The sequence below is a fragment of the Paenibacillus sp. Root52 genome, assembly GCF_001426865.1.
GTDB lineage: Bacteria > Bacillota > Bacilli > Paenibacillales > Paenibacillaceae > Paenibacillus.
In genome coordinates this window covers 414,036-438,749 of the sequence record NZ_LMFO01000023.1, presented here as the reverse complement: position 1 = coordinate 438,749, position 24,714 = coordinate 414,036, and the positions used below count along the sequence as shown (strand labels likewise).

Here is a 24,714-nt window from a genome sequence, read left to right as displayed (position 1 = left end):
CTTTGAATAAACTTCTTACTCCAAGGTATGCATCTGCCTATAAAAGGTGACTACACCAACACCATATCTATGAGTGCTGTGGCGGGTTAACCCGTAAATATTGAGCCTTACACCAATTTACTTCTTCCAAGTGAGTTGCCTAGATCACTTTAGTCTAGTCTATGGATTAACCGGAATATCAACCGAGAACGGTGATTGACTTAGTACCGGGTATGAGAATAGCTCCATATCCAAAGCGCCTTGTGCAGAAGCACCATTCTTGATCGTGACAGACGCTTCAGCAACGGAAGGGCTCCATCCCAACTGGCTGACCTCGAGTGATTTTCCCTTACGATCCTTAATATTGGTAAATGACAAACCTGAGTTGGCATTCTCCGAATCTGTAATATTGAAGTGCAGTATCATATCTTTACCTTTAATTTCTTTCTTAAGGAATTTCAAATTCTGCGGACCACCCTCGATCTTACCCGATGTTGGATCAATCTGAATGTGCAGTTTATCTTTGTCCACGGCTCTAATCCCAGACGCATGTAAGGTCAGTTTTTTTGGAATAGAGAAATACATACTTTCGAAGAAAGCAGACATCCCATCCTCGGGAAGAGATGCTTCTTTTGTTGTCCATACTCTACCTTGCTCATCCACGAGCTGTAGATCATCAATGCCAAAGATCTTTTTGGTATTCTTCGGATCGTAGGTCATGTCCAGGACAAGCCGAGTTGGATATAACGTAGCTTGGTTTACATTAATTTGCTGACCATCTACAACTAAGGTTTCGTTAACGGGGATAACCCTTTTCATGCCTTGGGTTAAGCTGTGATCGACGGGAAATGTAATTCTCCACTCGTTTGCGTCAGCTTCTTTTCTTTCTTTAAACACAACGGTTAACTCTTGAGGAGGTAAAGAGTCTATAAAGGATACATTAATCATATTCTCATGAAAGTCCTCATCTGAGGTTGGATTAGTGTAGCCGTAACTAAATCCAACGGGAAGATCCTTACCATCTTTATCAAGTAATTTGATGTCGTACATCAGATTTTTGGGATTTTGGATGCCTTTCATCGTGTAGAAAATAACCATACGTGACTCATCCGTAATTACACCCTCAATGGTCACAGAAGTACCATTATGCTCGTCGGTTATACCTACCTTTTGTAATAGGGATTGATCGATCGCCATCATCAGCCCTTTATCCTGACGAATCAGACTCACAATGCTATCCATCCCAGGCAATTGCTCTACGAAGGAAGCGAAAGCAGGGGACACTCGGATACATCCGGTAAAAATAAGAATGATTGCTGCGGCTGAAACGGAACTCATCATCCAGCGCAACCGGGATTTACGCTGGCGTGTAGCTTTACGAATGCCAGCTTGCACAGCCTGCTGCGTGGCGGCTTCGGGTATGGACAGGGCATCATATTCTAATTTGCGACGATGTAGACGTTGTTCCAGATCTTCGATAGGCTTTATTTCATCAGACATATTATGTATCTCCTTTCGTTCCTAGTTGATCACGGAGCTGTCCGAGTGCTCGATGCAGTCGTGATTTTACGGTTCCGGTCGGAATTCCGAGAATCTCGGCAACTTCTGTTAAGGGGAAACCTTCAAAATAACTCAGAATAATAATCTGTTTGCAATCTCGATCCAATGAAGATACAGCAGCAGCCAAGTCAGGGTCTTCAGGTTGATCCCAGCTACTGGATTCCTGAATATCGGTGATCTGGCTGAATCGGCTTTTGCGTTTACGTTCATCGGCACAATAATTGAGGAGAATGCGAATTAACCAGGTGCCGAAGTAGGATGGTTCCTTTAACTTTTTGAGTTTGCGAAAGGCTCTATAGGTGGATTCCTGTATCGCTTCCAGTGCATCGGCTTCGTTATGCAGATACGCATAGGCGATGCGATATAGTCGGTTCTGATGCATCTCCATTAAAACTGCAAAAGCTTCGGCATCCCCTTGTTGTGCGGCAACAGTAAGTTCGGCAGGGGTCACATGGCTCCTCCTTTCGTGGATGTGTTGCGTATTAGACGGCGCAGCTCGCCAAACGGTTCTTGAATTTTCCAAAAAAAATTAGATTAAGCTGTTCGCTCATAATAAATAACCGCCAAACTCCATGATACAACTAGGAGCCTAGCGGTCAAACGGTTTTCAGCATATGTGAGTAAGAATTAGGACTTTGCTTCAAGGGCATCTCTCAGACATTGGGCTGCCAAGTGATTCTCTCTTTCAAGTGCAATATCCAGCGCAGTCTGTCCTGAATTGGAAAGGGCTGATGGATCAGCGCCATGCTGTAGGAGAAGCTGAATCAGTTTTGCTTGATCGGTATGGAATGCAGCCGTATGAAGAGCGTTCTGACCGTCGCTATCAAGAATGTTCGTTGATGCGCCATGTTCTAACAATAAGCGCACAACCTCCACCGAGCGTTCACCCGCAAGCGCGGCATGCAGCGCAGTGTTGGACGGGATAAATGAGATTTTCGAATGAGAAATGGCATTAACACCGGCTCCCTGTGCTAGAAGAATACCCACTGCTTCAGCTTGTCCATAATGCGCAGCGTACCCAAGCGGGGTGAGGCCATCACTGTTTTCAGTATTGGCGAGATCAGGCAGAGAGGTAAGTAATGTCTTTATTTTTACGATATCCCCGTTCTGACTAGCTTTGAATAGCTCGTTAATCTGTTCTTCGTGTTTCAAGTGGCAGACCTCCATCGTTATGTGTGGTATTAGGTAAGTTAAATTGTTGTATCTCAAGTGAACTCATAACTTATTGAGATAATTCGATTATAAGCAGTCTAAAATCGATTGGCTTCTTCATTATCACCTTTTTGCACGCAGATTGGAGGGAGAGACATGGAATCTTCGGGTAAACAACGTGCTGAATGATCCAAGGCTTTCGAAGCCAACTCCATAACATATATCTGTAACGGACTTAACTGTATCCAGTAGAATCTGCTTCGCTACCTGAAGTCGAAGTTCGGTCAGATAACGATGGGGGGAGGTGTGAAATAGCTTTTTGTAATTCCGCAAAAAATGGTTAACTGACAAATGTGCAATGGATGCAGTCTCTGCAAGCGTTATCGGCTGGTAAAAGTAGGCGGACATGTATTCATGTCCAAGGTACACGCGTCGGTATATTTCCTCACTGGTTGAACGCTTTACATAACCTAGCTCATCTATCTCTAGCTTAACGTCTCGGTGTACGCCCAGCATATGAACGGCAAGCTGATGTACTAATTCATCATTCCCCCATGAATCAACGGCATCTTGATTAACTAAATGGCGAAAATGACCTAGTGAGGCACCAAGCTGGTTGCCGATCGGATAAGTTCGTTCGATCCATTCAATTGCACCAAGGGGAGAAGACTTATAGGGCTCGTCTAGCAAGTACAGATCGCTACCCTGCAGACTTCGATGAATATCCTCTACAAAACCAGGGGGGAAGAAGATGCAGAAGGATTCTACCGGTACAGGTGAATCGATGTGCAAACTATATTCTTGCCCCTCATTCAGAAGCAGGTAGTTGCTTTCATCAACGGCAAAGTGCCCACGTCCAGCCTCGTAAAGGCAGCGCCCGTTACGAAATGTTTTGAGAGATAGTGATCCAGAACCCTTCCAATCAAACTGAGGGCGTGCCTCATGCAAAATGTGGGGTGTGATTGAAGTTGGAGTCATTCTCCGAAGTACATTTTCTTGACAGCATCAAGACCAGGAACAGCGAAGCAAGCGAGTGGAGATGGTAGATCATCCAGCGGAAACCACCCGATTTCACCGATGGCTCCGCCTTCTTCTAGATTCCGAGCGACACCCCCAATAATCCGTGTGGAGTAGAGAAGAGAAATCCAATGCTCCTGCTGGTCAGGCTGAATCGTCTCTGCTGTGCAGAGCAATCGGTCGATGGCGATATCTAGATTGACTTCTTCCTTGATCTCCCGAATAACTGCTGTCTCAGCAGACTCGTAAGGGTCGATTTTACCTCCGGGTATGCTCCAGGTGAATTGCTCTGGTTCACGGTTGCGCCAGACAAGTAGTACTTCTCTACGATCATTAACAATGACCGCACCTACGCCAATGCGAGGTTGAACAGAAGTGTTCTCACTCGTAGTGGACAGGGGCTCAGATGCAGCACCGGAACCAGAAGTAGAGACTGAGGCGGCGTGTTGAAATTGATCTATGTTAACTGACGTTTCGTTTGAGACATTCGCACGAGTAGATTGAAAAGATAGAGGCAGTTCTGTCTGCCTTGACCATTCCTCTGCAAGGATACTCATAGAGATGAGGTCATAGTGCCTTCCATCTCGTAATACGGCTGAACGCTGACGTCCTTCTACCTGAAACCCAGCTTTAAGGTACGCCTGCATCGCAGTCTCGTTATATTCGATGACTTCCAGTGCAATTCGGTTCAAATTCAATTCATGAAATCCATAGCGCATAATCAGGGCAAGCGCATCACTACCGTAGCCTTTGCCACGATCCTTTTCATCGCCGATAGCAATGGCCAGACGAGCGGAGCGGTTATTCCATTCGATCCGGTAGAGAGCGGTGAAGCCAATATATCGATTGTCCTCTAATGTACGCAAGGCAAACTCAAATCCATTATCTCTGCGGACAGAAGAAGAACCTGTTTCATCCGGCGTTAGCGGTACTGCAATGTCCGTATCTAGATTACGTAGATATCCATAATCGTCGGTGAAACGGGATAATCGCATACAATCTTCCGGACAGGGTGCTGCGAGCCGAACCTTGGAGCCTTGAAAATGATTGAAATGAAGTGGAGCCATGTTGCACCTCTTTTATCGATATGAAATCGTTCATTAATTATCATTATACTACGAATGAGCCCAGATCCGAAAAAGGGAATACCTGATTCACAATTCGATCCAATATTCCGTGCATGTTGCGAAGATGTGCTTGTTCGCGGCTATGTATTTACAATCTCAATAAAATAAAAAAAGCAGCCTACAGGCTGCAGTGTCGTGCATTATTTTAGATCATTTAGAAGATTCTTTATCTTTTTGTAGTGTCCACTTACTCGATCGACCATGTAATTGTACATCAACTGATTCTCCGCAAGGTTCGACATTTCCTTGTCAATGTCAACGTTGTTGCCGTTGTTGTTCATCGTTGTGTTGTTGTTCTCTACAATGCGGTATGGCACGACTGGACCTGGAGTACTCACTGGAAAATGTTTCGGATGAGTCCGGTGTAAATTCAAATTATCTGTGTTGCCTTGCTCAACGATGCGTCTAAGCTCTTCTTGGAACTCTACCGACTTCTTCTTATAATTCGGTGTGTCCGCATTGGCAATGTTGTGAGCAGTTACATTATGCCGGGCGGTTAATACTTGTAACAGCGATTCGTTACGCTTGGAAGTGTTCGTTTCGATCACGGCTCATTCTCCTTCACTGCAAAGTAATACCGTTACTCCTATAATAAGAAAATTTGTTGCATCATGTCAACAAATGACGAAAAGACAAGCGTATGCCGAAGGCTTTCACGAAGTGAAGAACCTTGCTAGCATGACTGCTTGTCTTTAGATATTACTTTTCACATTGATTCATTGGTTACATAGAATGTTACCGCAACGATGCTGGGAAAGTTGTGTTTTCGCACCGCGTGCAGTCCCAGCAAGCATTGTCCCGCTTCATGACAAAGGTGTCAGTCACCTTCTAAGGGGCGATCATGAAGTAGGACGATTAATGTTTTTGCCGTAATAGATCTCGTCCATCTCCAGCTTCAGCCACTCCGTAATTTCATGTTGTTCTGCCTTGCTTAGCTTATCCTTGGTGTACCCAAAGAGATAGTTATCCAGATCAAATTCCCTCAGCTTACATTTGGTATGGAAAATGTTCTCCTGATAGACGTTCACATCAATCATATCAAAGTTGCTCTTGATCTCATCCGGAATGTAGTTCTGGATAGAACCAATCTCATGGTCGATGAACAGCTTGCGTCCACTTGTATCACGTGTAAATCCACGCACACGGTAATCCATCGTCATAATGTCCGTGTCAAAGGAATGAATGAGGTAGTTCAGCGCTTTGAGAGGCGAGATTTCCCCGCAAGTGGACACGTCAATATCGGCACGGAACGTACTGATCCCTTCGCTTGGATGAAATTCCGGATACGTATGAACCGTAATATGGCTTTTATCCAGCTGCATCACGACGTTATCTGGCAACGGCCCCGGGGATTCATCGAAGGATTCCTCTGGAATTTCCACGATTGGTCCCTCGGATACGAGCATGGTTACACTAGCACCTTGTGGGACGTAATCTTGTTGCGCCACATTCAGGACGTGCGCACCAATAATGTCGGATACATTTCTGAGGATTTTACTTAATCGTGCCGCGTTATATTGTTCATCAATATATTCAATATAAGCCTCACGTTCATCTTTGGTTTTGGTATAACAGATATCGTACATGTTAAAGCTCAGCGATTTGGTCAGGTTGTTGAATCCGTGCAGTTGAATGCGCTGCTCGGGAGTTAATGTCATGGCTGCAGTTCCCCTTTATCCATACGACATAGTAATCGCAGTTTTAATACTACTTATACCCATATTGGTGCCAAAAAAAACATGAGTAGGTCATACGAGGCTTTTACATCTATCTTTATTTTTTGGTAAAATAAACCTTTCAATGTATAACATACGGTTTTTTGATGTACGAGGCGATTACTGATGAAGAGGAGGGCTATGCCAGATGGAATTCAGCTTTGGGAACGTTACTATTGTTTTCCCACCATTGCTCATTTCAATGATCATGGTCATTATTATATTCCTGTTAGTAAGATGGAGCAGACAATTAGAAACAAGACGTTTCACCATTTTCTTGTACTTTTTGATCAGTGCGTCTACTATAACAGTCTATTCCCATGCTACAACCGAAGGCTTCTTTCAGTTGAAGCTACCCATGGGATTTCTATTGATTTTATTATATCTATCTAACAAACAAAATTACCATCCAGCTAAAATGAAAGCGAGTCTATTAGGACTCTCCGTAGGGCTATACCAGCTAATTCTTCAATATTTCGGATAGATAGATGAATAAGGATATAGAGGAGATGAGGGGAATGTCCATTTGGAAAAAGCAAATGATAATCTATATGGAATTCATAGGATTTTTGGTTATTGGCTTCATTGTTACAGAAAATGTTATGAGAAATATTTATGAGCGTTTCAATATTCCTTTTATGGGGAACGTATGGGTTAACTGGTTTGGGGTCTCATATTTTTTGTTTTTCCTTTACACACTCATTTGTGCGCTATGTATAAAAAAGAATGCTGATTTCTTCAGGAAACGCTTCAAATCTTTGATTTTCTGGGCTTTTCTAATTGGCTCTTTGTATGTTATTTTTGTTCCATTTGTTAAAGGAGAGAATCCCTTTTAATAAAACTCAAAAAGGGCTATCCCCAGTCATTTTTATGACTTAAGGGATAGCCATTTCTAAATCAATACAGACATGATTCAGAAGGAAGTATCTTCGTAATGCTGCACATCATTCATCCGCTCATCCTCCGCGATGGATTGAATATCCTCCGACGTTACGCTGATGATGGTATAGTCTTCATTCTGCTGTTTCTTCATTGCCTTTTCCTTCATAAACCGTGGACTGCCTTCGCCGGCATCCTCATCGTACACAAGCAATAGACCGTCGCTTTTGCGTAGCAGAAGATCGTCCCTCGCTGTGAATTGCCATGGACCAATATAGGGCTGCCGACTAATTGCACCATAGTAATCAACCCCTTGCAGGATGGAGCGATAATACTCTTGTTTATCTTCCTTCCATTGTTCCTCAGGGTTCTGAAAGGCGGTAATGATCGATAATTTCAGATCGGGGAATGTCTCCTTCAGCTCCAACACAACTTCACAGGCCCACAGATCCACGCCATACTGTCCTGGAGTCAGCACCCATTCCAGCCCGTCTTCCACAAGCGGTGTGAGGCGAGAGGCGATGGCCTTTTTGATATAAGGAATACCTTCATGCTTCTGTCCAAAAATCTGCAGTTCATGTGCCCGATAACCGGTAATCAGCAAGTTTTTCAGCATCGGTTGCTCCTTTCAGCGCGACTCCGTACCCAAGAGCTTCAGTTACTCCGCGGTTGCGTTATCTGCACGGAAAGGATACAAGAATTGCTTCGGAATATCGGTCTCGAATGTCATCAGCTTATCGGTTGTTGGATGGATAAACGAGAGCACACGTGCATGGAGTCCAAGGCGTCCCAGGTCTCTCGTGCGCGCACCGTACTTTTTGTCTCCTGCAATTGGATGTCCGAGGTCTTCCATGTGCACACGGATCTGATTTTTGCGTCCTGTTTCCAATCGAACTTCAAGCAGAGAAAACTCACGATTGGATTTGAGGCGTTTGTAGTGCGTTATCGCGTGCTGTCCATCATTCGCACGTGGACTTGAGTACATTTTCAGTGTTTTGGTTTCCTTTAGCCAGGAGGAGATCGTACCTTCCTCTTTGCTGACAGCACCTTCAACTAGAGCAACATAAACGCGATCCTGTACATTATCTTTCCAGTTGTTTTGCAGCTTCTGTTGTACCTCTTCACTTTTGGCAAACATCATCACGCCAGATGTATCCCGATCCAGACGATGCACAACAAATATCCGATTGTTTGGATTCGTACGGCGCACATACTCCATCAACTGGCGGTAGGCTGTAAGGTCGTTGCTACGGTCAGCGGCGATGGATAACAACCCAGCTTCCTTACGAATGACGATGATGTCATTATCCTCATGCAAAATGTTTACTCCGGTCATGGAAGGGGCAGCTACGGCGCCTTCTTTGCTAATGGATACTGTCTGACCCGGCGTGAGCGCCAGGTTGAACTTCGTCACGACCTTCTCATCTACGGATACCTGACCACGACCTAGAATGGACTTCACGGCATTACGACCATCCTTCAGATGCTTCAGCAGGAATGGCAGCAATTCTTCTGACTCTGTCACTTGATACTGACGAGGTGGCTCTTGTTTACGATAATAGGAATTGCCAGAGCGTTTAGACGCGCCTGATGATTTGGCTTTGGCAGATCTTGCTTGGTTGCCTGTTGTTGAAGACTTGGCAGCTAGTGGCTTGTTCGTATCCGCTGTATTGCGAGATGTGGATGCAGAGGATCTGGATGATTCGGAAGATGAAGCACCTGATCTCTGAGAGCGTCCCGCAGAGGGGCGGTTCGATGACTTTCCTTTGGATGATGAATTGCCTGTGGAACGTTTACGTGTATTCATAAATAATAATCTCCTTCTGAACAGCCTGTACCGCTTGCGTGCATACGATCCGTTCATTTCGTTATGCAGTTCAATATACCATTAACCGGGTGTAAATAAAAATAGGTGTATAGAAACTGTTATTTATCCAATCGAACGAGAGTTGAGATTCATAGAATAGGATATCTCATTGCATTGGAGGTGTTACTCTTGGGTGTATTTCTCGATATGAGAACCTCAATGAACTCAGGAAGCGTAGGATCGCCTAACACATCTTTATCCTTATCACCAGAAGTGTTCGGGTCAATTGGGCTGCAGACCTTAGGTGTTGCGAATCCCATTATCACCCTGAATGGCACGGTTGGTGTGACGGGAGAGCAAGGAGATACCTTCGTTGTTGAGTTGGTACGTGGTACGGTATATGATCCGTTCTTTGTCATCTATCGTGCCGAAGGTACGGTGGGACAGACGGGCGGCGCTGAATTTCATTCCTTTACCGCACAGGATTTGGCTGCACCACCCGCACTGGAAAATGTGTACACTTCATTTATATCAGGGGTGTCTACAGTAGTAAGAACAGGACCAGAGATGTTCTACGGCATTGCAGCTACGAACTAGTTTTCAACAAGATGACCAAGAGAACTTCCCGATCAATTCAAGAAATGCAGATTCGATGGCGTAACGTAATGACTCAATAATGCCTGTAGGAAAAGTGATCGTAGATCAGAACAATGGATCGAAATATTTAGACGCAGTGCACAGAAGATAGTAGACAACAAAGTGCAACATCAGCAGGAGTAGTAAGCAGTAGGTTACAAACAGAAGCTCAAACAGCAAACAGTAAACACAAAACCGGAAAACAGTAGCAATCATCATATAGAAGCAGCAATTAGCAGCGGTAAAAGGTCAAACTTAAAAATCCCGGCTCCAGTATCGTAGGAGTCCGGGATTTTTTTTGAGTTATATTCCAGCCGTATTGTGATGCAGCAAGAGCATGAACATCGCCAGATGTAATTCAAGAGCCCAAAGCAAACTCAGTTAGCACGGCCTTTCAGAATGATATTGCCTGCTTTGCCAAAATCAATAGCAACTTTGCCCGCTAGGGCGGCTGTGCGCTCAGCGAGAACAACTGCATTAACTCCACAGGAGAAGAGGGCAACATCGAACATATGTTGGTTCGTTACGATCCATTGCAGTGTTTCATCTGTCTGATCCCAATTATCAAAGGGAAGCGCTGCTGCGATCTGGAGATGATACGGTTCTTGTACAAGCCGATCGCGAAGGGCATCGATCTCGCGAGTCACGAGCAGTACCCGTTTACCAGCAAGCATAGACCAGAACCGTGGCATCTGCACGAGTTCCCGATTGACGCAAGCATGGCAGGTAAGTGCCGGAGCGATACCATAGTGAGCAAATACCATATCCGTGAGCGGGCGTTTGAGATAATCCGGTGCTTTAATCGTCATATCCCCTGGGGGAAGCACACCAACAATATTAGCTCGTTGTATAGAAGCGGCAACGTGATCTCTGAGCTGAAAATCGGGGAGACGAAGTCCCTTTTGCCCTAAATTGGCTTTGATCGCCCAGCGCTCTTGAAGCACCTGCTCCACACTCCAGACCGTTTCCTGAGACATGACAATATTCTCGCCATCGCCCACGCGAACGAGAGAAAATGGACGCTTCTCTACAAGTGCTGCTTCGAGCTGATCAAGTACACCATCTGTCTCAAGATAAATAGCATTCATCGTAGATTAAACCTCCTTCGTATTCTATTGACCTATTCTATGTAATGGCTGCGCTAACGTTTTGTACGTTCGACCTGTAAAAGGCTGTTCCATAAGTCCACTTTTGATGAAGTGATTACCTTCATCCCATCTTCTCGGTACTGAAAACCCGACTTTAATGACCACGTAATATAAGGCGAATCTTCGGGTGTATATCAATCTATTTTGTGAAAAGTAGTTCAAGTGTACTGACCGATGCTACCTCTGTTTCATACCTTGTAGAGATGGCAGATAAGAGAATTGCGCTATGAAAGTTGGGTGGAATGCAACAACGCATTACATGTATTTCTGCACAGCATAGGTTGCAAAACTATGAAAATGGTTCAAAGGCAACCCGAAGAAAGGCTGTTTACATGAGGAGGGATGTTATGTCTAGGAAAGTCGTTATTGAGATTAACTTCAACAATTATGGCATGGATCCGCAGCGGTTAACGAGAGAATGGTTAGAGCGACGGATGAACATCTTTCGCACCTTTACGTTGCATTGCCTTAAGGCGCAGACGAATCAGAATTTTATTACCGTTGTGAAGCTGGCGAAGGAATCAGGCGAGTTGATGCAAGAGATTCTTGCGGAACAAGAGCCATTACCTTCTAATATTCGCTTTGGAACCAATATTGAGAGTGTGCGTGCCATTCTAGCTTTTGCACAAGGGGCAGAACACATCTATATTGCCCGTCTGGATTCGGATGATCTGTACCACCGTACCTTTGTTCAACAGTTATACGATATACAACCACAGCCGGAGACAATGGCATTAATTAATCAGAACGGCTACCTGTGGGATAGTGTGAATCATGAGATGGCACCCGCATTTCATCGTTCTCCGCAGTTCTATGTCTACCTATACCGGACGGAGGAGTACGCTTCAGGCTATCGAGTAAAGCTGCCAGGCCGCGGTACGCATGGAAATGTAATTGATCTACCACATGAGCTGCTCGCACCCCGCAATTATGTCAATATCGTGCATAGCAACAACACATCGGTCAAAAAGGTACCACCCAAAGATCGGTTAAGCCGAGACGAGATGGCTCAGGTATTACGTGAATTCATGATCTAACGATCTAATGAAGGAGGCATTCTTGCATGATTAAAGGACAAATTATTTTGATCACTGGAGGAACAGGCTCCTGGGGACAGAAGCTGACCGAGGTACTGCTGGAACAGGATCCAGCTGAGATTCGCATCATGTCGCGTAATGAGTATGCTCAGATTGCGATGCAACGTGATTTTGGTCATGATGCTAGGCTGCGCTTTGTTATCGGAGACATTCGGGATTATGGAGCAGTGGAGGAAGCGTGCCGGAATGTGGATGTTCTCTTTCATTTGGCCGCACTGAAGCATGTACCCGTATGTGAAGACCAGCCGGATGAAGCTTTCAAAACCAATGTCATTGGCACACAGAATATCATTAAAGCAGCCATTCGTATGAAGATTCCTAAGGTGATTGATGTCTCCACGGATAAAGCAGTTGATCCAATCAACGTGTATGGCATGACCAAGGCGCTCGGTGAAAAGATGATGATTCGTGCGAATGGGCTAAGTGAGCATACTCGATTTGTCTGCATCCGTGGTGGCAATGTGCTAGGAACAAGTGGCAGTGTCGTGCCATTGTTCCGTCGTCAGATCGATGAGGGCAAGGTGCTTACGATTACGGACAAAGGCATGACTCGATTTTTTCTGACACGAGCGGAAGCAATACATTTGCTGCTTAAGGCGGCTGAGGCGGCGGTAGGCGGCGAGACATTTGTGATGAAAATGAAAGCTTGCAAGATGACCGATCTAGCCTCGGTCATGTTAGAGAAGGCGGGTCGCCCATCCTATGACTACCAGGTTACAGGCATTCGCCCAGGCGAGAAACTACATGAAGTGCTCATCTCACCCTTCGAATCACCGCGTACCTATAAGTATGATGAGCAATATTATGTCATATTGCCGCAGGAACCGGACAAGCGCCTGCAAGATCAGTACAGCAGCCTGCCTCGTGTCACACTTTCCGAATACCGCTCAGACACTGCCATGATGAACAAACAAGCGATAGCTCAGTTTTTGCGTGCAGGCGGCTTTATTAATTAATAGAAGGGAGGCGGAGCGTTTGGAGATGGAAGGATTGCAAGACAGCATACACAACCGCTCCCTTCTTGCTGCTGTCATTGGGCTGGGTTATGTGGGGCTTCCGATGGCGGTGGAGATGGCGCAGGCTGGTTATCGAGTACATGGCATTGATATTGATACACTCAAGGTTGCGAGACTTCGAGCGGGGGATTCCTACGTGATCGGCATTGAGGATCAAGTGGTGCAGTCATTAACCGCAGAAGGATTATTCACGGCAACAACGGATTATACGGCAGTCGCTAAGGCGGATATCGTTGTCATCTGTGTACCAACACCACTAACGCCAGGTCATCAACCGGATATTTCATATATCGCCGCAGCAGTCGAAGGCATAACCCCTCATCTGAAACAGGGAAGCCTTATCATACTGGAGAGCACCACGTATCCGGGAACGACGGAGGAGCATGTGAAGCAACCCATTGAAGCAGCCACAGGCTGGACAGTGGGCAAACAGTTCCATGTCTGCTATTCTCCTGAGCGGGTCGATCCAGGTAGTGTGAATTATGGGGTGAAAAATACACCGAAGATCATCGGAGGTGCTACAGCCTCCTGTTTAGCCTATGGAACAGCGTTCTACGGCTCTTTCTTGAATGAAATTGTGCCGGTGAGTTCTACCACCGTAGCTGAGACCGCCAAGCTGTTCGAGAATACGTTTCGCAGCGTGAACATTGCCCTTGTGAATGAGCTTACACCTGCATGCGAGCAGATGGGAGTGAACATCTGGGAGGTGCTGGACGCTGCTGCGACGAAGCCGTTTGGATATATGCCTTTCTACCCCGGGCCGGGGATTGGTGGACACTGTATTCCGATTGATCCAATCTATCTATCCTGGGCGGCAGAGCGACAGGGGTCGGAGCTGCAATTCATCAAACTAGCCGATGCAACGAACCGGGAGATGCCGGAGCGTATGGTGGCACGGGCAGTGGAATTGTTAATGAAGAGTGGAATTTTCGTAAAGGATGCACGAATTGTGCTGGCAGGTATGGCGTACAAAAAAGACATTGACGACTTGCGTGAATCTCCCGCACTGGATGTCTTCAGACTGCTGAGTGCAGCGGGAGCAGAGGTCGTCTTCACCGATCCGATGGTGCCTGTCTTCCGCAAGGACGACGGTACGATTATCCAAGCTCAGCCAGCCTCACCTGAACTATGGGCATGGGCGGATCTTGTGATTATCACAACGGATCATAGCGGATTTGATTATCAAGAGATGGCTGACCACGCGAAACGCATCTTCGATACCCGTAATGCTACCCAAGGTGTCCATGGGGGCAACATTGTGGTGCTTGGGCATCCAGCCCAAACGCCCATCTTAACTGCTTCTGAGGAAATGGCAAGCCATTCGTCTGAACAGGTAGGAGATAGCGATGGCGAATCATGACCGGGTGAATGAGCGGTACTATGGTGAGATTAATTCGGAAGAATCTCATGAAGCAACGAGGACACGAATTCACTGGATGTGCCGGGAAGCGACAGGCGAGCGAATGCTGGATATCGGATGCAGTCAGGGGATTACCTCTATACTGCTGGCACGTGAAGGCTTTCGGGTAACCGGCATTGATCTGGAGGAAGAGAGCATCCGGTTTGCGAAGGAAGAGCTGGCGAAGGAATCGAAGCCTGTGCGGAGTAAAGTGGATTTCCGGCTGATGGACATTACGCAGTGGAAGGAACGGGCTGTCTTCGACACGGTACTGCTTGGCGAAGTGTTAGAGCATTTTGCGCATCCCGAGAAGTTATTAATGCAGATCCATCGGTTATTGCATGAAAAGGGAACGTTGGTCGTGACGGTTCCCTATGGATATCATCCGTTTCATGATCATAAACAGACCTTCTATGCAGGCAAGCTTGCAATGTGTTTGTTGCCGTATTTCGAAGTGGTGAAGCTGGAGGTTCATCATAAGTATCTATGCTGCACTGCACGCAAACGCTGGGAAGTCAATCCATATATCTCCCCTACGCCAAGTGAAATGAAAACATGGATGGAACTGGACTATGCCCATTTTGCCGAAATTGAGCGGAGCCACCTACGACTGATGAATCAACGGAAGAAGGCGCTCGACAATGCTGTTGAACAGGTTAAGCGTCTGCGAAAACAAGAAGCGGAGAAACAGTAGTCAGAACAGTGAAAGTAGTAAGGATAGTAAGAACGGTTAGAGAAGTAAGATAAGGCGGACACAACAAGTATAGAGGGAGAGTACGATATATCAAGCTAAGCTGCACCAAGGAGACTTATAAAATGGATGTACAACCGTAGGCTATGTTGAAAAAATTGGGCAAGTCTCCAGGGTAACAACTCGGAATATGAAAGTTATCACGAACGTTGAATAAGATGCTTCATCGCATAAGTGTAGGGGCAAGGAAGGGGCATATATCCGTGATCACTATCAGTTTATGTATGATCGTGAAGAACGAAGAACGCACGTTGGCACGTTGTCTCGATTCGGTGAGTGGAATTGTGGATGAGATCATCATTGTCGATACAGGCTCATCTGACCGAACCATGGATGTGGCTGCGCAGTATACCGACCAAGTCTACACATATGAATGGCAGGATGATTTTGCTGCAGCTCGTAATTACTCATTCGAACAGGCCACGCAGGAGTATATTCTCTGGCTGGATGCAGATGATGTGCTGTTGCCGGGTGATCAGGCGAAGCTTCAAGCGCTGAAAGAGCAGCTTCCGTCAGATGGTGAGACGGAAGCTGTGGTTTTGAACTACACGCTGGCCGAGGGGGTGAAGGCAAGTCCGTTAGTGACGGACCGCCGGAACCGCCTGGTCAAGCGCAGCGCAGGGTGCCGCTGGCATGGCCGGCTGCACGAGCAGCTGAGCTTTCCGCGGAGCGGAGTGATGACGGCAGACATTGCAGTCACGCACCGCCGCGAAGCGAGCAATCATTCGGCGCGTAACGTGCGCATCCTGCGCAAATGGATCGCCGAAGAGGGCGTAGCCCAGGGTCGCCTGCTGTTCTATTATGCAGGCGAATGTTATGACCGCAAGCGCTACGGGGCTGCGGTGCAAGGCTACGAGAAGCTGCTGCAGGAGCCGCAGGGTTATCGCGAGGATCGACTGATTGCCTGCGCGCGGCTCGCGGAATGTTATGAACGGCTTGGCAAGCCGAGCTATAAGCTTCGCGCCTTATTGCAGTCGTTCCAGTTCGACCTGCCCCATGCAGACTTCTGCTGCGCTATTGCGTCTTGCTTTCAAGAACGTCAAGAGCACATGACCGCAATCTATTGGTATATGCAGGCCCTTGATGTAGGCACCCGTGATCCGGGGTTCCGTCCCGTACCAACGGCATGTCGAACCTGGCTTCCTCATGCCCGGCTCTCCTTGTCCTATGCTCAATTGGGACATTGGGAACAGGCGCTTAAGCATAATATTCAGGCGCTGGCATATGTGCCGACTGATCCCGGTTTGCTCAATAATCGGGAGAAGTTGGAAACGATGGTGCGTCAGGCGACATCTGAACCTCACCAGGATTGATTGACAGTGGGCAGAGTGAAGGAAGCGTAGAGCAAGAGCAAAGAGCAAGAGTAGAGAATGAGCCAAAAGTGGAGAAAGAAACAAGCACAGGGCCGTGATTAATGAGTAAGCTACGTGCTAGAATGTCTGCTCTAATCGTTTAATCTCGTTTTGCTGCAGACGGAAATAATTCATTTAAGCATCCCTGCTACTACTGCTTCTCAGGAGAGAGGCAACGCACGTATTCACCTTTCATGCGCAGGCTCTTACATGCAAAGTTCCATCCATCATAGATGTCCTCTTCAATATTCAGCGTTACGGTGTCATCATTATACTCGTTCCGGTTTTCAATCCGGAGCGTTTTTTCATTTTCCCATTCAAGGTGGTTAGCTCCGCGATGTTTGGCACGATAGATGGTTTTTACAAAACTAGAGTCTGCACCAGCAGATCCGTTTCCGGTTGATCGAACATCGACCCAGATGGTTACTCCCCCTGTCCCCGCACCACCGTAAGGAACACCATAGATTTCGGCTACATATTCACCGTTCCGTGAAGGCATCGAATAAGCAAGGTATCCTTGTTCAGAACGATCGAATGTCGAGAAGTAAATACGAAGGATGTAGTAGAGAACGCCAACAACGATAAGTGCGATTACAAACAATAGAAACCCAGCGAACAGTGGATGGCGCTTAATCCAGGGTTTGGTTAGTTTAGTTTCTGTAGTTGCTGCTTCGTTAGTACGATTGTTATGCTCCAATAAGGTGAGCCTCCTTTAATCCAATATCTGCTGTGCCGGAATGTAGATATCCAATTCTCCGTAGTTCTCCTCCGCCAGATGACCATCCACCCATTCAAAGTAATACGAATCACGCTTGGCATATCCCGAACGACTCTGCCAATATTCATCAATAAAGGTCCAGACACTGTCTAGATGATCAATGTTAATTAGGCTGGAATGAAAGTCACAGATGAACTTGAAAACCGCATATTGACTGGCTGGTACCTCGATCTGATCCAAACCCGCAGGAGCATGATCAAACGTACTCACTTCAACAGAAGGCTGATAGATACTATGATCATTATCGATTTCACGGGTGAAACCAATGTAAACGCCAGGATGCACCGCATCGGGTATCGTTGCAAAATGCTCCTCTATGAAGGTGTTTCCTGCTGTCGTAGCCTCATAATAGGTCTCATTGTCAATGTACCGTATGCTGCGTTGCTGACCGACGAGCTTCATGGCGGGCTTCCGTACATAAGTTGGACTCAGCACATAGCCGTGCGGAAGAGAGGTGATCATTGCTGTCGTTAGGCGAGCCGTAATCTGGAGATCATGAGCTCCTTGCTTGCGGTATTGTAATGGCGTGATGCCAAAAGCTTGCTTGAATGCCCGTATGTAGGACTGTTCATATTCAAATGCATAGTGTGCACTGATATCGATAATCTTCCAGTTCCGATCAACGAGTTGCTCCAAGCTACGAGCGAGTTTGCGAGCACGGATATATTCCCCCGGAAGTTGACCGCTAAGATGTTTGAACATCCGATGCAGATGGAACTTAGATATATGAGCAATTGCAGCGAGTTGATCGAGGGACAGTTTTTCTTGAATATGAGTCTCAATATAGTCAAATAACATATCAAAAGTTTCTAGTAGATCTTGTTGCATCGGAATCTCCCTCATAGGTTCAAGTAGTTATAGCAATAAATGTTCATTTTTTCCTTATCTTCAATGATATCATAGCGAAGAGCTTAACTAACAACAAGATCGGAGAAACGTTCTATGATTACCCAAAAAAGAACTTATACCACACGAAGTATGATGATTCGTTTGTGGAAATTAACAGGACGATATCGCATGTTCATCATCCTATTACTGTTTGCAGCCTTTACGGCTTCCTTAATTGAGGTCGGTTATTTGGAATCCATCCGAAGATTGGTTAAGGGAGCGACGGAGTCACAGGTTTCGTTAATCTATTCCGGTCTAATTATAGGTGCAACCATTGTGGTATTGCGTATATTTGTAACCGCATTCATGACGTGGGTCGAGACATTGTTCCAGCAAAAATCACTCTTATCTGTACAGACTCTATTACTCTCATCTCTTGGCAACACCGAGACACGAGATTTGACACATTATCACACAGGTGATCTTACGGCTAGAGTCTGGACGTCTGCTAAAGAAGCTCAGAAAGGGATCAACCAACATGGTATTGAACTGGCCAAAAATATCATTCAACTCATTCTCGCCTTTGCTTATTTCAGTTGGGTGAACCTGCCGTTGTCATTGGCTGTTATTGCATTTACGTTAATCTACCCACTTATAACGGTGGGGTTAGGCAGACATTTACAACGTCAACATGATCTATTGAACGCTAGTGCAGCAGCAAGAGATGAAATGTTGACTGAGATTATACAAGCTCCTGTTGAGATTCGTAGCTACGGACTCGCGGGATATGTGCAGCATCATTATAAGGAACGAATGAATCGAGTGTTCAGACAGACAATGTCGGTATCTGTGTTGCAACGTCTCTCAGAGGCAGCTGGACGAATCTCCACGTATGGAGGGATGATCCTAATTCTCTATCTGGGTGGAATGCAGGTGTTGAATGGACATATGGATGTGGGCGGGCTGGCGGCTTTTCTGGTTGCAAGCAGTCAGTTAACACGTCCGATCGAATCACTCTCAGGGTTATGGAATGACTTTATCAGCTCAGCCTCTCATGCGTCACGAATCTTTGAAGTATTAGATTTGGATAAAAAGAACGCTGGAACAGATGAGCCAATGGCATCCACTTTTGAAACCAATACATACGTACATCCTGAATTACGTTCAGATCAGTTGGCTGAACAAGTTACGCCGCACAACATAGTTGTACAGCATGTTTCCTTCAGGTATGCGGAGCAGGAAGAAGTATTATCGGATATTTCATTTACAGCTACGCAAGGCAAACTCACTGTCATTACAGGATCTAGTGGGTGTGGCAAAACGACTTTATTGAAATTGTTAACCGGGTTGTATGCTCCTAACGAAGGTGCAATACAAGTTACTGGCTCTGCACAGACAGACCAGGTGCATCAGGTATACGTTCCGCAACAAGCCTTTATTTTCACAGGCACGGTGGAAGAAAATATCGTTTTTGGACAAGAAGGAGTAACGACGGTTCAAGTAGAGGCTGCAGCGCAAATGACACATGCACATGACGCCATTATGCGTCAGTCATTCGGTTATAAGACCGAGCTTCAGCCACAAGGTGGCTCGATGTCTGGCGGGGAGCTCCAACGGATTAGTTTAGCGAGAGCGGTTCTTAGAAGCCCGGATATTTTATTACTGGATGAACCAACATCATCTCAAGATCCATGGCATGAGCAGCAGTTGAATCGTCTAATGAGCCGGATGACAACAGAACAAGGCACGACGATTATTGCGGTTACCCACCGATTGTCATTGATTGAACGGGCAGATCAGGTCATCTATATCCAGAAGGGGCGCATCCAAGATGTGGGCACACATCATGAGCTGCTGAATCGTCCGAATGGATATCGAAGCTATATTACGGAGCAGAGTGCAGTAGGCAATTGAATCACATTTGGGTGCGGAAGTGAGATTGGAGGAACACCATGAGTAGCAAGAATAACAAACATATCAAGAACGAGGATACGGTAGATACGGTACATGCCGATGGCAGCAAGGGGACGGAGATCAATCGTGAGATGATTACAGCGGATGGAATGAGAGTAAATCATACGAACGAAAATGATACGATAAATGAAGGTGATGTGAAGAACGAGATTTATATCCCACATGAGCGAGAGGATAAGCAAGCCGAAGAGCAAGATGAGAAGAAAGTGGCTTCGCTTGCCGCAGTGTGGCCTGTTATTTACCGCTGGATGAAGCCTTATGGATTGGCTGTGGCGATTTTACTTATTTTTATCGCAGCAGATGCTGTCTTTGATTGGGGACTTGCTTTTGTACAAGGATTCTTCGTAGATGCCATCCAAGATGGTGGACAGCAGCGTCTGAACAGTACTGCGATAATTTTCGTTGCCATTCTGGGCGGATTTATCGTATTGCTGGCGATGCATCGTTATGTGCTGGTATGGCTCAAGGAGTCGATGCACCGAGACATGTCCATGGATCTTCTGAAGCTGTTGAATCGAATGCCCTATGCATGGGTTCGCAGGCAGAAGTCTGGGGATGTGATGCTTCGTATTAAGGAAGACACCAAGCATGGTGCAGAAGTGGTGGAAGCCATTGCGGAGGGTGTTACCGTTGTGTTCATTATTGCGCTATCGCTAGGATACTTGTACCGTGCAGATGCATGGGTTGCGGTTATCGCTCTCATTAGTGCAGCCGCAATCTGGTTTACGGCGAGGTTGTACGATGAGCGGATTGTACGTCTATCCGATGAGGTTGAATCACGAGAAGGTGAGTCACAGCAACAGATTCAACAATATGTGGAGGGCATACCGGTAATTCAGACGTATCATGCTGCACCATGGTTTCTAACACGTTTTCGAACCCAACAGCAATCGCTGAATCGGGTTCAGGCGAAGCTGCAGATGATGTTGAGCATGTCAGACAATGTGGCGATGGCAGTGTTTGGTTTGGCTCAACTGGCAGCATTGTTCCTTATTGCGTTGTCAGCAGCGAGGGGGACTTTGTCTCCCGGTATGGTTGTGGCAAGTAGTTTACTGTTCGAACTCGTGGTGTGGCCTGTACTCGGTCTATCCAGCCAGTGGAGTCAGATGCAGTCCAGTGTGGGTGCATTTGGGCGTATCTCAGCATGGCTGGAGCGAGCGGATAAGATGGCGAAGAAAATGGATGCGTCTAAGGAGATTCAGGAAACGAATGCACAGGTACGGGGTGTTTTACAAAACATAAAATTTGATGAAACACTGGATGTAGCAACGGAGAAAGTACCAGATCAAGTATTAGATAAAACACTGGAGAATAACTTAAATAAAACGTTAGATGCGGTAGGAGATTCAGAACGACACAAACATGAGCCAAAGAATGCAGAAAAGCAATCACCATGGGGAGCTCTATCTCATGAACAAGGGATTGCAAAGCAAACAGCACATCAGATAAAAAATCAAGATAACGAACTTGTTATGCTTCGGCTCAGACAGGTTACGGTATCGGATGAAGAAAGCGGACGGGCCATTCTGGAGCAGATTACGCTGAATCTGGTTCCTGGTGAACTCGTTGCTGTTGTTGGTGCCAGTGGTGCAGGCAAATCTACATTATGTCAGGTATGTGCAGGGCTGATTGAGCCTACAACTGGGAACGTAATGTTGCATAATAAGGAAGTTACGCAATATTTGGCTAGGGATAGCCAATCCACTGTGACGTATATGCCGCAGACACCGACTTTTTTTACAGGAACAATGGCAGAGAATATTCGGCTGGGAAGAGACGTTGCATTGGATAAGGTAAAGCTTGCAGCAGAGCAAGCAGGTTTAGATGAATTTATTGAGGCACAAGAAGGACAGTATGAAGCACTCATGCAAGAAAAAGGTGCCAATCTATCTGGAGGTCAGCAGCAACGACTATCGCTGGCCAGACTGTTCTTAAGAACATCTGATGTGTATATTCTAGACGAGCCAACATCATCACTTGATGTGCAGACAGAGCATCATGTAATGAAGCATCTGTTAACCTTTATGAAAGGCAAAATAGGATTACTTGTTACTCATCGAATGGAGGTTGCTCAGCAGTGTTCCCGCATTCTCGTGATGGATCAAGGTCGAATTGTTGAAGATGGAACGCATGAGCAGCTGATGGAAAGCAAAGGGTTGTATTATCACATGAATGGTAAGAATTCGTAACTGATGGTGAATTAGAGAACAATCGTTTTGTCTAATGAAGACAGGACGGTTGTTTTATTTGGGTGGAAAAGATTAACTGGGCATGGATGTTCACTGCGCCTGAACTGAATTGCTGCTTGGGATGGATCTTGAGCCGTAGTTGTGCCTAACATAAATCAGTATTAAAAGAAGGTTCCTATTCCTATTTAACAGTCTTTATATACCAAAGTTCGTTAGACATGAAAACGCGGTTGCTCATTCGGGTCTGTCCCGTTAAACTAAAGGGAGCGGCGTTTTGCTTGACGGACAAGTCATGAGAACGCCATTTTGTTGTCAAGGATACGGCAATGGTGCCGTGTTCGGATGTCAGAATCGGATCGGACCAAGCTGGTGGAGGAACACCGGTGACAAGTAAGGAGTCTTTACATGAGTGTGCAAGCACCTACTTTAGAAGAAGCGCAGGGTCTCCTGCAAAAATATTATGGTTACCCCGACTTCCGCGAGGGCCAGAAAAAAATCGTATCCAGCCTGCTCGAATATGAGGATACGCTGGGCATTATGCCAACCGGGGGCGGTAAATCCATCTGTTACCAGATTCCCGCTCTGTTATATCCGGGGCTAACGCTTGTCGTTTCCCCGCTCATATCACTGATGAAGGATCAGGTCGATGCGCTGACGACCGCTGGCATTGCCGCCGCTTACATCAATAGTACGTTAAGCGGCAAAGAAGTGAATGAACGCATCCGCGCAGCACAGCGCGGTGATCTGAAGTTGCTCTACGTCGCGCCGGAGCGACTGGAGCTGGATTGGTTCCGCGATGAGATGGCGCAGTTGCCCATCTCGTGCGTGGCTGTGGATGAGGCACACTGTGTGTCACAGTGGGGTCATGATTTTCGGACAAGCTACCTGGCGGTAGCGCCGTTTGTGGACAGTTTGCCGGAGCGGCCGGTGGTTGCGGCCTTTACGGCGACGGCAACGCCCGAGGTCATGGGCGATATTCTGCGGCTGCTGCGTTTGCAGGATCCGCAGACATACGTGACCGGACTTGGGCGGGATAATCTGGCGTTCAGCGTGCTGCGCGGTGAGAGCAAGAAGGATTTTGTGCTGAACTACGCGCGCGAGCATGAGAGTGAGCCAGGTATTATATATGCCGCGACCCGTAAGGACGTGGACGACCTGCATCAACGTTTATTGCATGCAGGCTTGCCCGCAGGACGTTATCATGCAGGTATGACAGACGATGATCGGGCTCAGAGCCAGGAGCAGTTTTTGTACGATGATATCCGCGTGATGGTGGCAACGAATGCCTTCGGCATGGGGATTGATAAGTCCAACGTGCGTTACGTGCTGCATTACAGCATGCCGAAGAATATGGAGGCATATGTGCAGGAAGCCGGACGTGCTGGACGGGACGGAGATCCAAGTCAGTGCATATTGTTATTCGGGGCACAGGACATTATCACCCAGAAGTTCCTGATTGAACAGAATCCAATGGAGGGTGACCGGAAACAAAATGATTACCGGAAGCTGCAACAGATGGTGGATTACTGTTATACAACACGTTGTCTGCGCAGTGCGCAGTTGGACTACTTCGGTGAGGTACATGAGGACAAGCCTTGCGGCATCTGCAGTTCCTGTACGGATGATCGCGAGCTGGTAGATATGACGATTGATGCACAGAAAATATTCAGTTGCATTCATCGTATGCGCGAACGGTATGGTGTATCTCTGGTCGCTTCGGTGCTCAAAGGTTCCCGTGCCAAAAAGGTGCTGGATTACGGCTTCGATTCCCTGCCAACATACGGTGTGATGGGCAATCGTACGGAGCGTGAAATTGCGGAGATTATTAACGTTATGGTATCCGAAGGTTATCTGATGCTGTCCGAGGGGCAGTATCCGGTAGTGCGTTTGCAGCCTTTGGCGGTGGAAGTGCTCAAAGGTCAGCGTGAAGTCATGCAACGGGTGGTGCGCAAGACGGCTGCAACAGCTTCGGGTACTAACTATGGTGGACGTCGTGGTCGTGATGCGATGCCGTCTGCGGTTAACGAAACGGTATTTGAGCAACTACGCTTAATCCGGCGTGACTTGGCGGCGAAGGAACATGTGCCGTCTTACATCATCTTCAATGATGCAACACTTCGCGAGATGAGTGTGGTATGTCCGAAGACGGAACGTGACATGCTGACTATTAAAGGGGTCGGTGAGGTCAAGTATCGTAAGTACGGATTACCGTTCTTGGAATTCTTCCAGAGACAATCAGGCGAAGAGGTTGATACGGATGATGATGCCTTTTACGAGTATGAGTAAGTTGCTGGATTGGTAGATGAACAC

23 protein-coding genes and 1 pseudogene are annotated in these 24,714 nt (G+C 46.6%); 11 read left to right on the top strand and 13 right to left on the bottom strand.

What is annotated here, in order from left to right; translation table 11 throughout:
• Window positions 1–159 precede the first annotated feature (159 nt).
• The 8 genes and pseudogenes from ASD24_RS19785 to speD all read right to left on the bottom strand — a co-directional run bounded on the left by ASD24_RS19785 (window position 160) and on the right by speD (window position 6,493).
• On the bottom strand, window positions 160–1,479 hold the full coding sequence (locus tag ASD24_RS19785) for a DUF4179 domain-containing protein (RefSeq protein WP_056699351.1): 1,320 nt from the start codon (window positions 1,477–1,479) through the stop codon (window positions 160–162).
• Between the two features lies 1 nt (window position 1,480).
• Window positions 1,481–1,990 (bottom strand): RNA polymerase sigma factor, encoded by a 510-nt coding sequence (locus tag ASD24_RS19780; protein ID WP_056699348.1) that lies wholly within the window; start codon window positions 1,988–1,990, stop codon window positions 1,481–1,483.
• Between the two features lie 176 nt (window positions 1,991–2,166).
• Window positions 2,167–2,691 (bottom strand): ankyrin repeat domain-containing protein, encoded by a 525-nt coding sequence (locus ASD24_RS19775; protein ID WP_082560472.1) that lies wholly within the window; start codon window positions 2,689–2,691, stop codon window positions 2,167–2,169.
• Window positions 2,692–2,814: 123 nt separating this feature from the next.
• Window positions 2,815–3,669: a helix-turn-helix transcriptional regulator gene (locus tag ASD24_RS19770; RefSeq protein ID WP_056699343.1), complete on the bottom strand. Its 855-nt coding sequence runs from the start codon at window positions 3,667–3,669 to the stop codon at window positions 2,815–2,817.
• On the bottom strand, window positions 3,666–4,106 hold the full coding sequence (locus ASD24_RS19765; RefSeq protein WP_056699964.1) for an NUDIX domain-containing protein: 441 nt from the start codon (window positions 4,104–4,106) through the stop codon (window positions 3,666–3,668). The genes ASD24_RS19770 and ASD24_RS19765 overlap by 4 nt, the downstream gene beginning before the upstream one ends.
• 177 nt (window positions 4,107–4,283) lie before the next feature.
• Window positions 4,284–4,703 (bottom strand): annotated as a pseudogene (locus tag ASD24_RS30780) (GNAT family N-acetyltransferase); the annotation flags it as partial.
• 272 nt (window positions 4,704–4,975) lie between these two features.
• The gene (gene flgB / locus ASD24_RS19755) at window positions 4,976–5,383 is read right to left on the bottom strand and encodes a flagellar basal body rod protein FlgB (protein WP_056699340.1); all 408 of its coding nucleotides are present in this window, start codon (window positions 5,381–5,383) and stop codon (window positions 4,976–4,978) included.
• Window positions 5,384–5,674: 291 nt separating this feature from the next.
• On the bottom strand, window positions 5,675–6,493 hold the full coding sequence (gene speD / locus ASD24_RS19750; protein WP_056699337.1) for an adenosylmethionine decarboxylase: 819 nt from the start codon (window positions 6,491–6,493) through the stop codon (window positions 5,675–5,677).
• Window positions 6,494–6,698: 205 nt separating this feature from the next.
• On the opposite strand from speD, the gene ASD24_RS19745 reads away from it, so the two are divergent.
• Together ASD24_RS19745 and ASD24_RS19740 are read left to right on the top strand one after the other, a co-directional pair.
• Window positions 6,699–7,034 (top strand): hypothetical protein, encoded by a 336-nt coding sequence (locus ASD24_RS19745; protein ID WP_056699334.1) that lies wholly within the window; start codon window positions 6,699–6,701, stop codon window positions 7,032–7,034.
• Window positions 7,035–7,068: 34 nt separating this feature from the next.
• Window positions 7,069–7,386 carry a hypothetical protein gene (locus ASD24_RS19740; protein WP_056699332.1) on the top strand — a complete coding sequence of 106 codons (318 nt, stop codon included), beginning with the start codon at window positions 7,069–7,071 and terminating at the stop codon, window positions 7,384–7,386.
• A gap of 77 nt (window positions 7,387–7,463) precedes the next feature.
• Here ASD24_RS19740 and ASD24_RS19735 read toward each other — a convergent pair whose 3' ends face one another.
• A complete protein-coding gene (locus tag ASD24_RS19735; RefSeq protein ID WP_082560471.1) occupies window positions 7,464–8,045 on the bottom strand; it encodes a DUF1273 domain-containing protein in 582 nt (193 codons plus the stop codon).
• A gap of 42 nt (window positions 8,046–8,087) precedes the next feature.
• Window positions 8,088–9,236 carry an RluA family pseudouridine synthase gene (locus ASD24_RS19730; protein ID WP_056699329.1) on the bottom strand — a complete coding sequence of 383 codons (1,149 nt, stop codon included), beginning with the start codon at window positions 9,234–9,236 and terminating at the stop codon, window positions 8,088–8,090.
• Between the two features lie 219 nt (window positions 9,237–9,455).
• Here ASD24_RS19730 and ASD24_RS19725 point away from each other — a divergent pair, with 219 nt between their 5' ends.
• Complete coding sequence (locus ASD24_RS19725; RefSeq protein ID WP_313960644.1) at window positions 9,456–9,833, top strand: hypothetical protein; 378 nt, start codon at window positions 9,456–9,458, stop codon at window positions 9,831–9,833.
• 416 nt (window positions 9,834–10,249) lie between these two features.
• Here ASD24_RS19725 and ASD24_RS19720 read toward each other — a convergent pair whose 3' ends face one another.
• The gene (locus ASD24_RS19720; protein ID WP_056699324.1) at window positions 10,250–10,960 is read right to left on the bottom strand and encodes a GT-D fold domain-containing glycosyltransferase; all 711 of its coding nucleotides are present in this window, start codon (window positions 10,958–10,960) and stop codon (window positions 10,250–10,252) included.
• A gap of 407 nt (window positions 10,961–11,367) precedes the next feature.
• Between ASD24_RS19720 and ASD24_RS19715 the strand changes: the two genes are divergently transcribed.
• The 5 genes from ASD24_RS19715 (at window position 11,368) to ASD24_RS19695 (ending at window position 16,596) form a co-directional block, all read left to right on the top strand.
• Window positions 11,368–12,057 (top strand): glycosyltransferase, encoded by a 690-nt coding sequence (locus tag ASD24_RS19715; protein ID WP_056699321.1) that lies wholly within the window; start codon window positions 11,368–11,370, stop codon window positions 12,055–12,057.
• 26 nt (window positions 12,058–12,083) lie between these two features.
• Window positions 12,084–13,073 carry a polysaccharide biosynthesis protein gene (locus ASD24_RS19710; protein WP_056699318.1) on the top strand — a complete coding sequence of 330 codons (990 nt, stop codon included), beginning with the start codon at window positions 12,084–12,086 and terminating at the stop codon, window positions 13,071–13,073.
• A 25-nt stretch (window positions 13,074–13,098) separates the two neighbouring features.
• On the top strand, window positions 13,099–14,493 hold the full coding sequence (locus ASD24_RS19705; protein WP_056699957.1) for a nucleotide sugar dehydrogenase: 1,395 nt from the start codon (window positions 13,099–13,101) through the stop codon (window positions 14,491–14,493).
• The gene (locus ASD24_RS19700; protein WP_056699317.1) at window positions 14,480–15,226 is read left to right on the top strand and encodes a class I SAM-dependent methyltransferase; all 747 of its coding nucleotides are present in this window, start codon (window positions 14,480–14,482) and stop codon (window positions 15,224–15,226) included. Before ASD24_RS19705 ends, ASD24_RS19700 begins: the two co-directional genes overlap by 14 nt.
• A 260-nt stretch (window positions 15,227–15,486) precedes the next feature.
• A complete protein-coding gene (locus ASD24_RS19695; protein WP_235540691.1) occupies window positions 15,487–16,596 on the top strand; it encodes a glycosyltransferase family 2 protein in 1,110 nt (369 codons plus the stop codon).
• Window positions 16,597–16,786: 190 nt separating this feature from the next.
• On the opposite strand, the gene ASD24_RS19690 is transcribed toward ASD24_RS19695, so the two are convergent.
• Together ASD24_RS19690 and ASD24_RS19685 are read right to left on the bottom strand one after the other, a co-directional pair.
• Window positions 16,787–17,332 carry a DUF5412 family protein gene (locus ASD24_RS19690; RefSeq protein WP_056699312.1) on the bottom strand — a complete coding sequence of 182 codons (546 nt, stop codon included), beginning with the start codon at window positions 17,330–17,332 and terminating at the stop codon, window positions 16,787–16,789.
• A 15-nt stretch (window positions 17,333–17,347) separates the two neighbouring features.
• Window positions 17,348–18,241 (bottom strand): helix-turn-helix domain-containing protein, encoded by an 894-nt coding sequence (locus ASD24_RS19685; protein ID WP_056699309.1) that lies wholly within the window; start codon window positions 18,239–18,241, stop codon window positions 17,348–17,350.
• A gap of 114 nt (window positions 18,242–18,355) precedes the next feature.
• Between ASD24_RS19685 and ASD24_RS19680 the strand changes: the two genes are divergently transcribed.
• The 3 genes from ASD24_RS19680 (at window position 18,356) to recQ (ending at window position 24,690) form a co-directional block, all read left to right on the top strand.
• Window positions 18,356–20,155, top strand: a complete 1,800-nt coding sequence (locus ASD24_RS19680) for an ABC transporter ATP-binding protein (protein ID WP_056699306.1) — start codon at window positions 18,356–18,358, stop codon at window positions 20,153–20,155.
• 38 nt (window positions 20,156–20,193) lie between these two features.
• On the top strand, window positions 20,194–22,404 hold the full coding sequence (locus ASD24_RS19675) for an ABC transporter ATP-binding protein (RefSeq protein ID WP_056699303.1): 2,211 nt from the start codon (window positions 20,194–20,196) through the stop codon (window positions 22,402–22,404).
• A 405-nt stretch (window positions 22,405–22,809) separates the two neighbouring features.
• On the top strand, window positions 22,810–24,690 hold the full coding sequence (gene recQ, locus ASD24_RS19670) for a DNA helicase RecQ (protein WP_056699299.1): 1,881 nt from the start codon (window positions 22,810–22,812) through the stop codon (window positions 24,688–24,690).
• The last annotated feature ends 24 nt before the right edge of the window (window positions 24,691–24,714 follow it).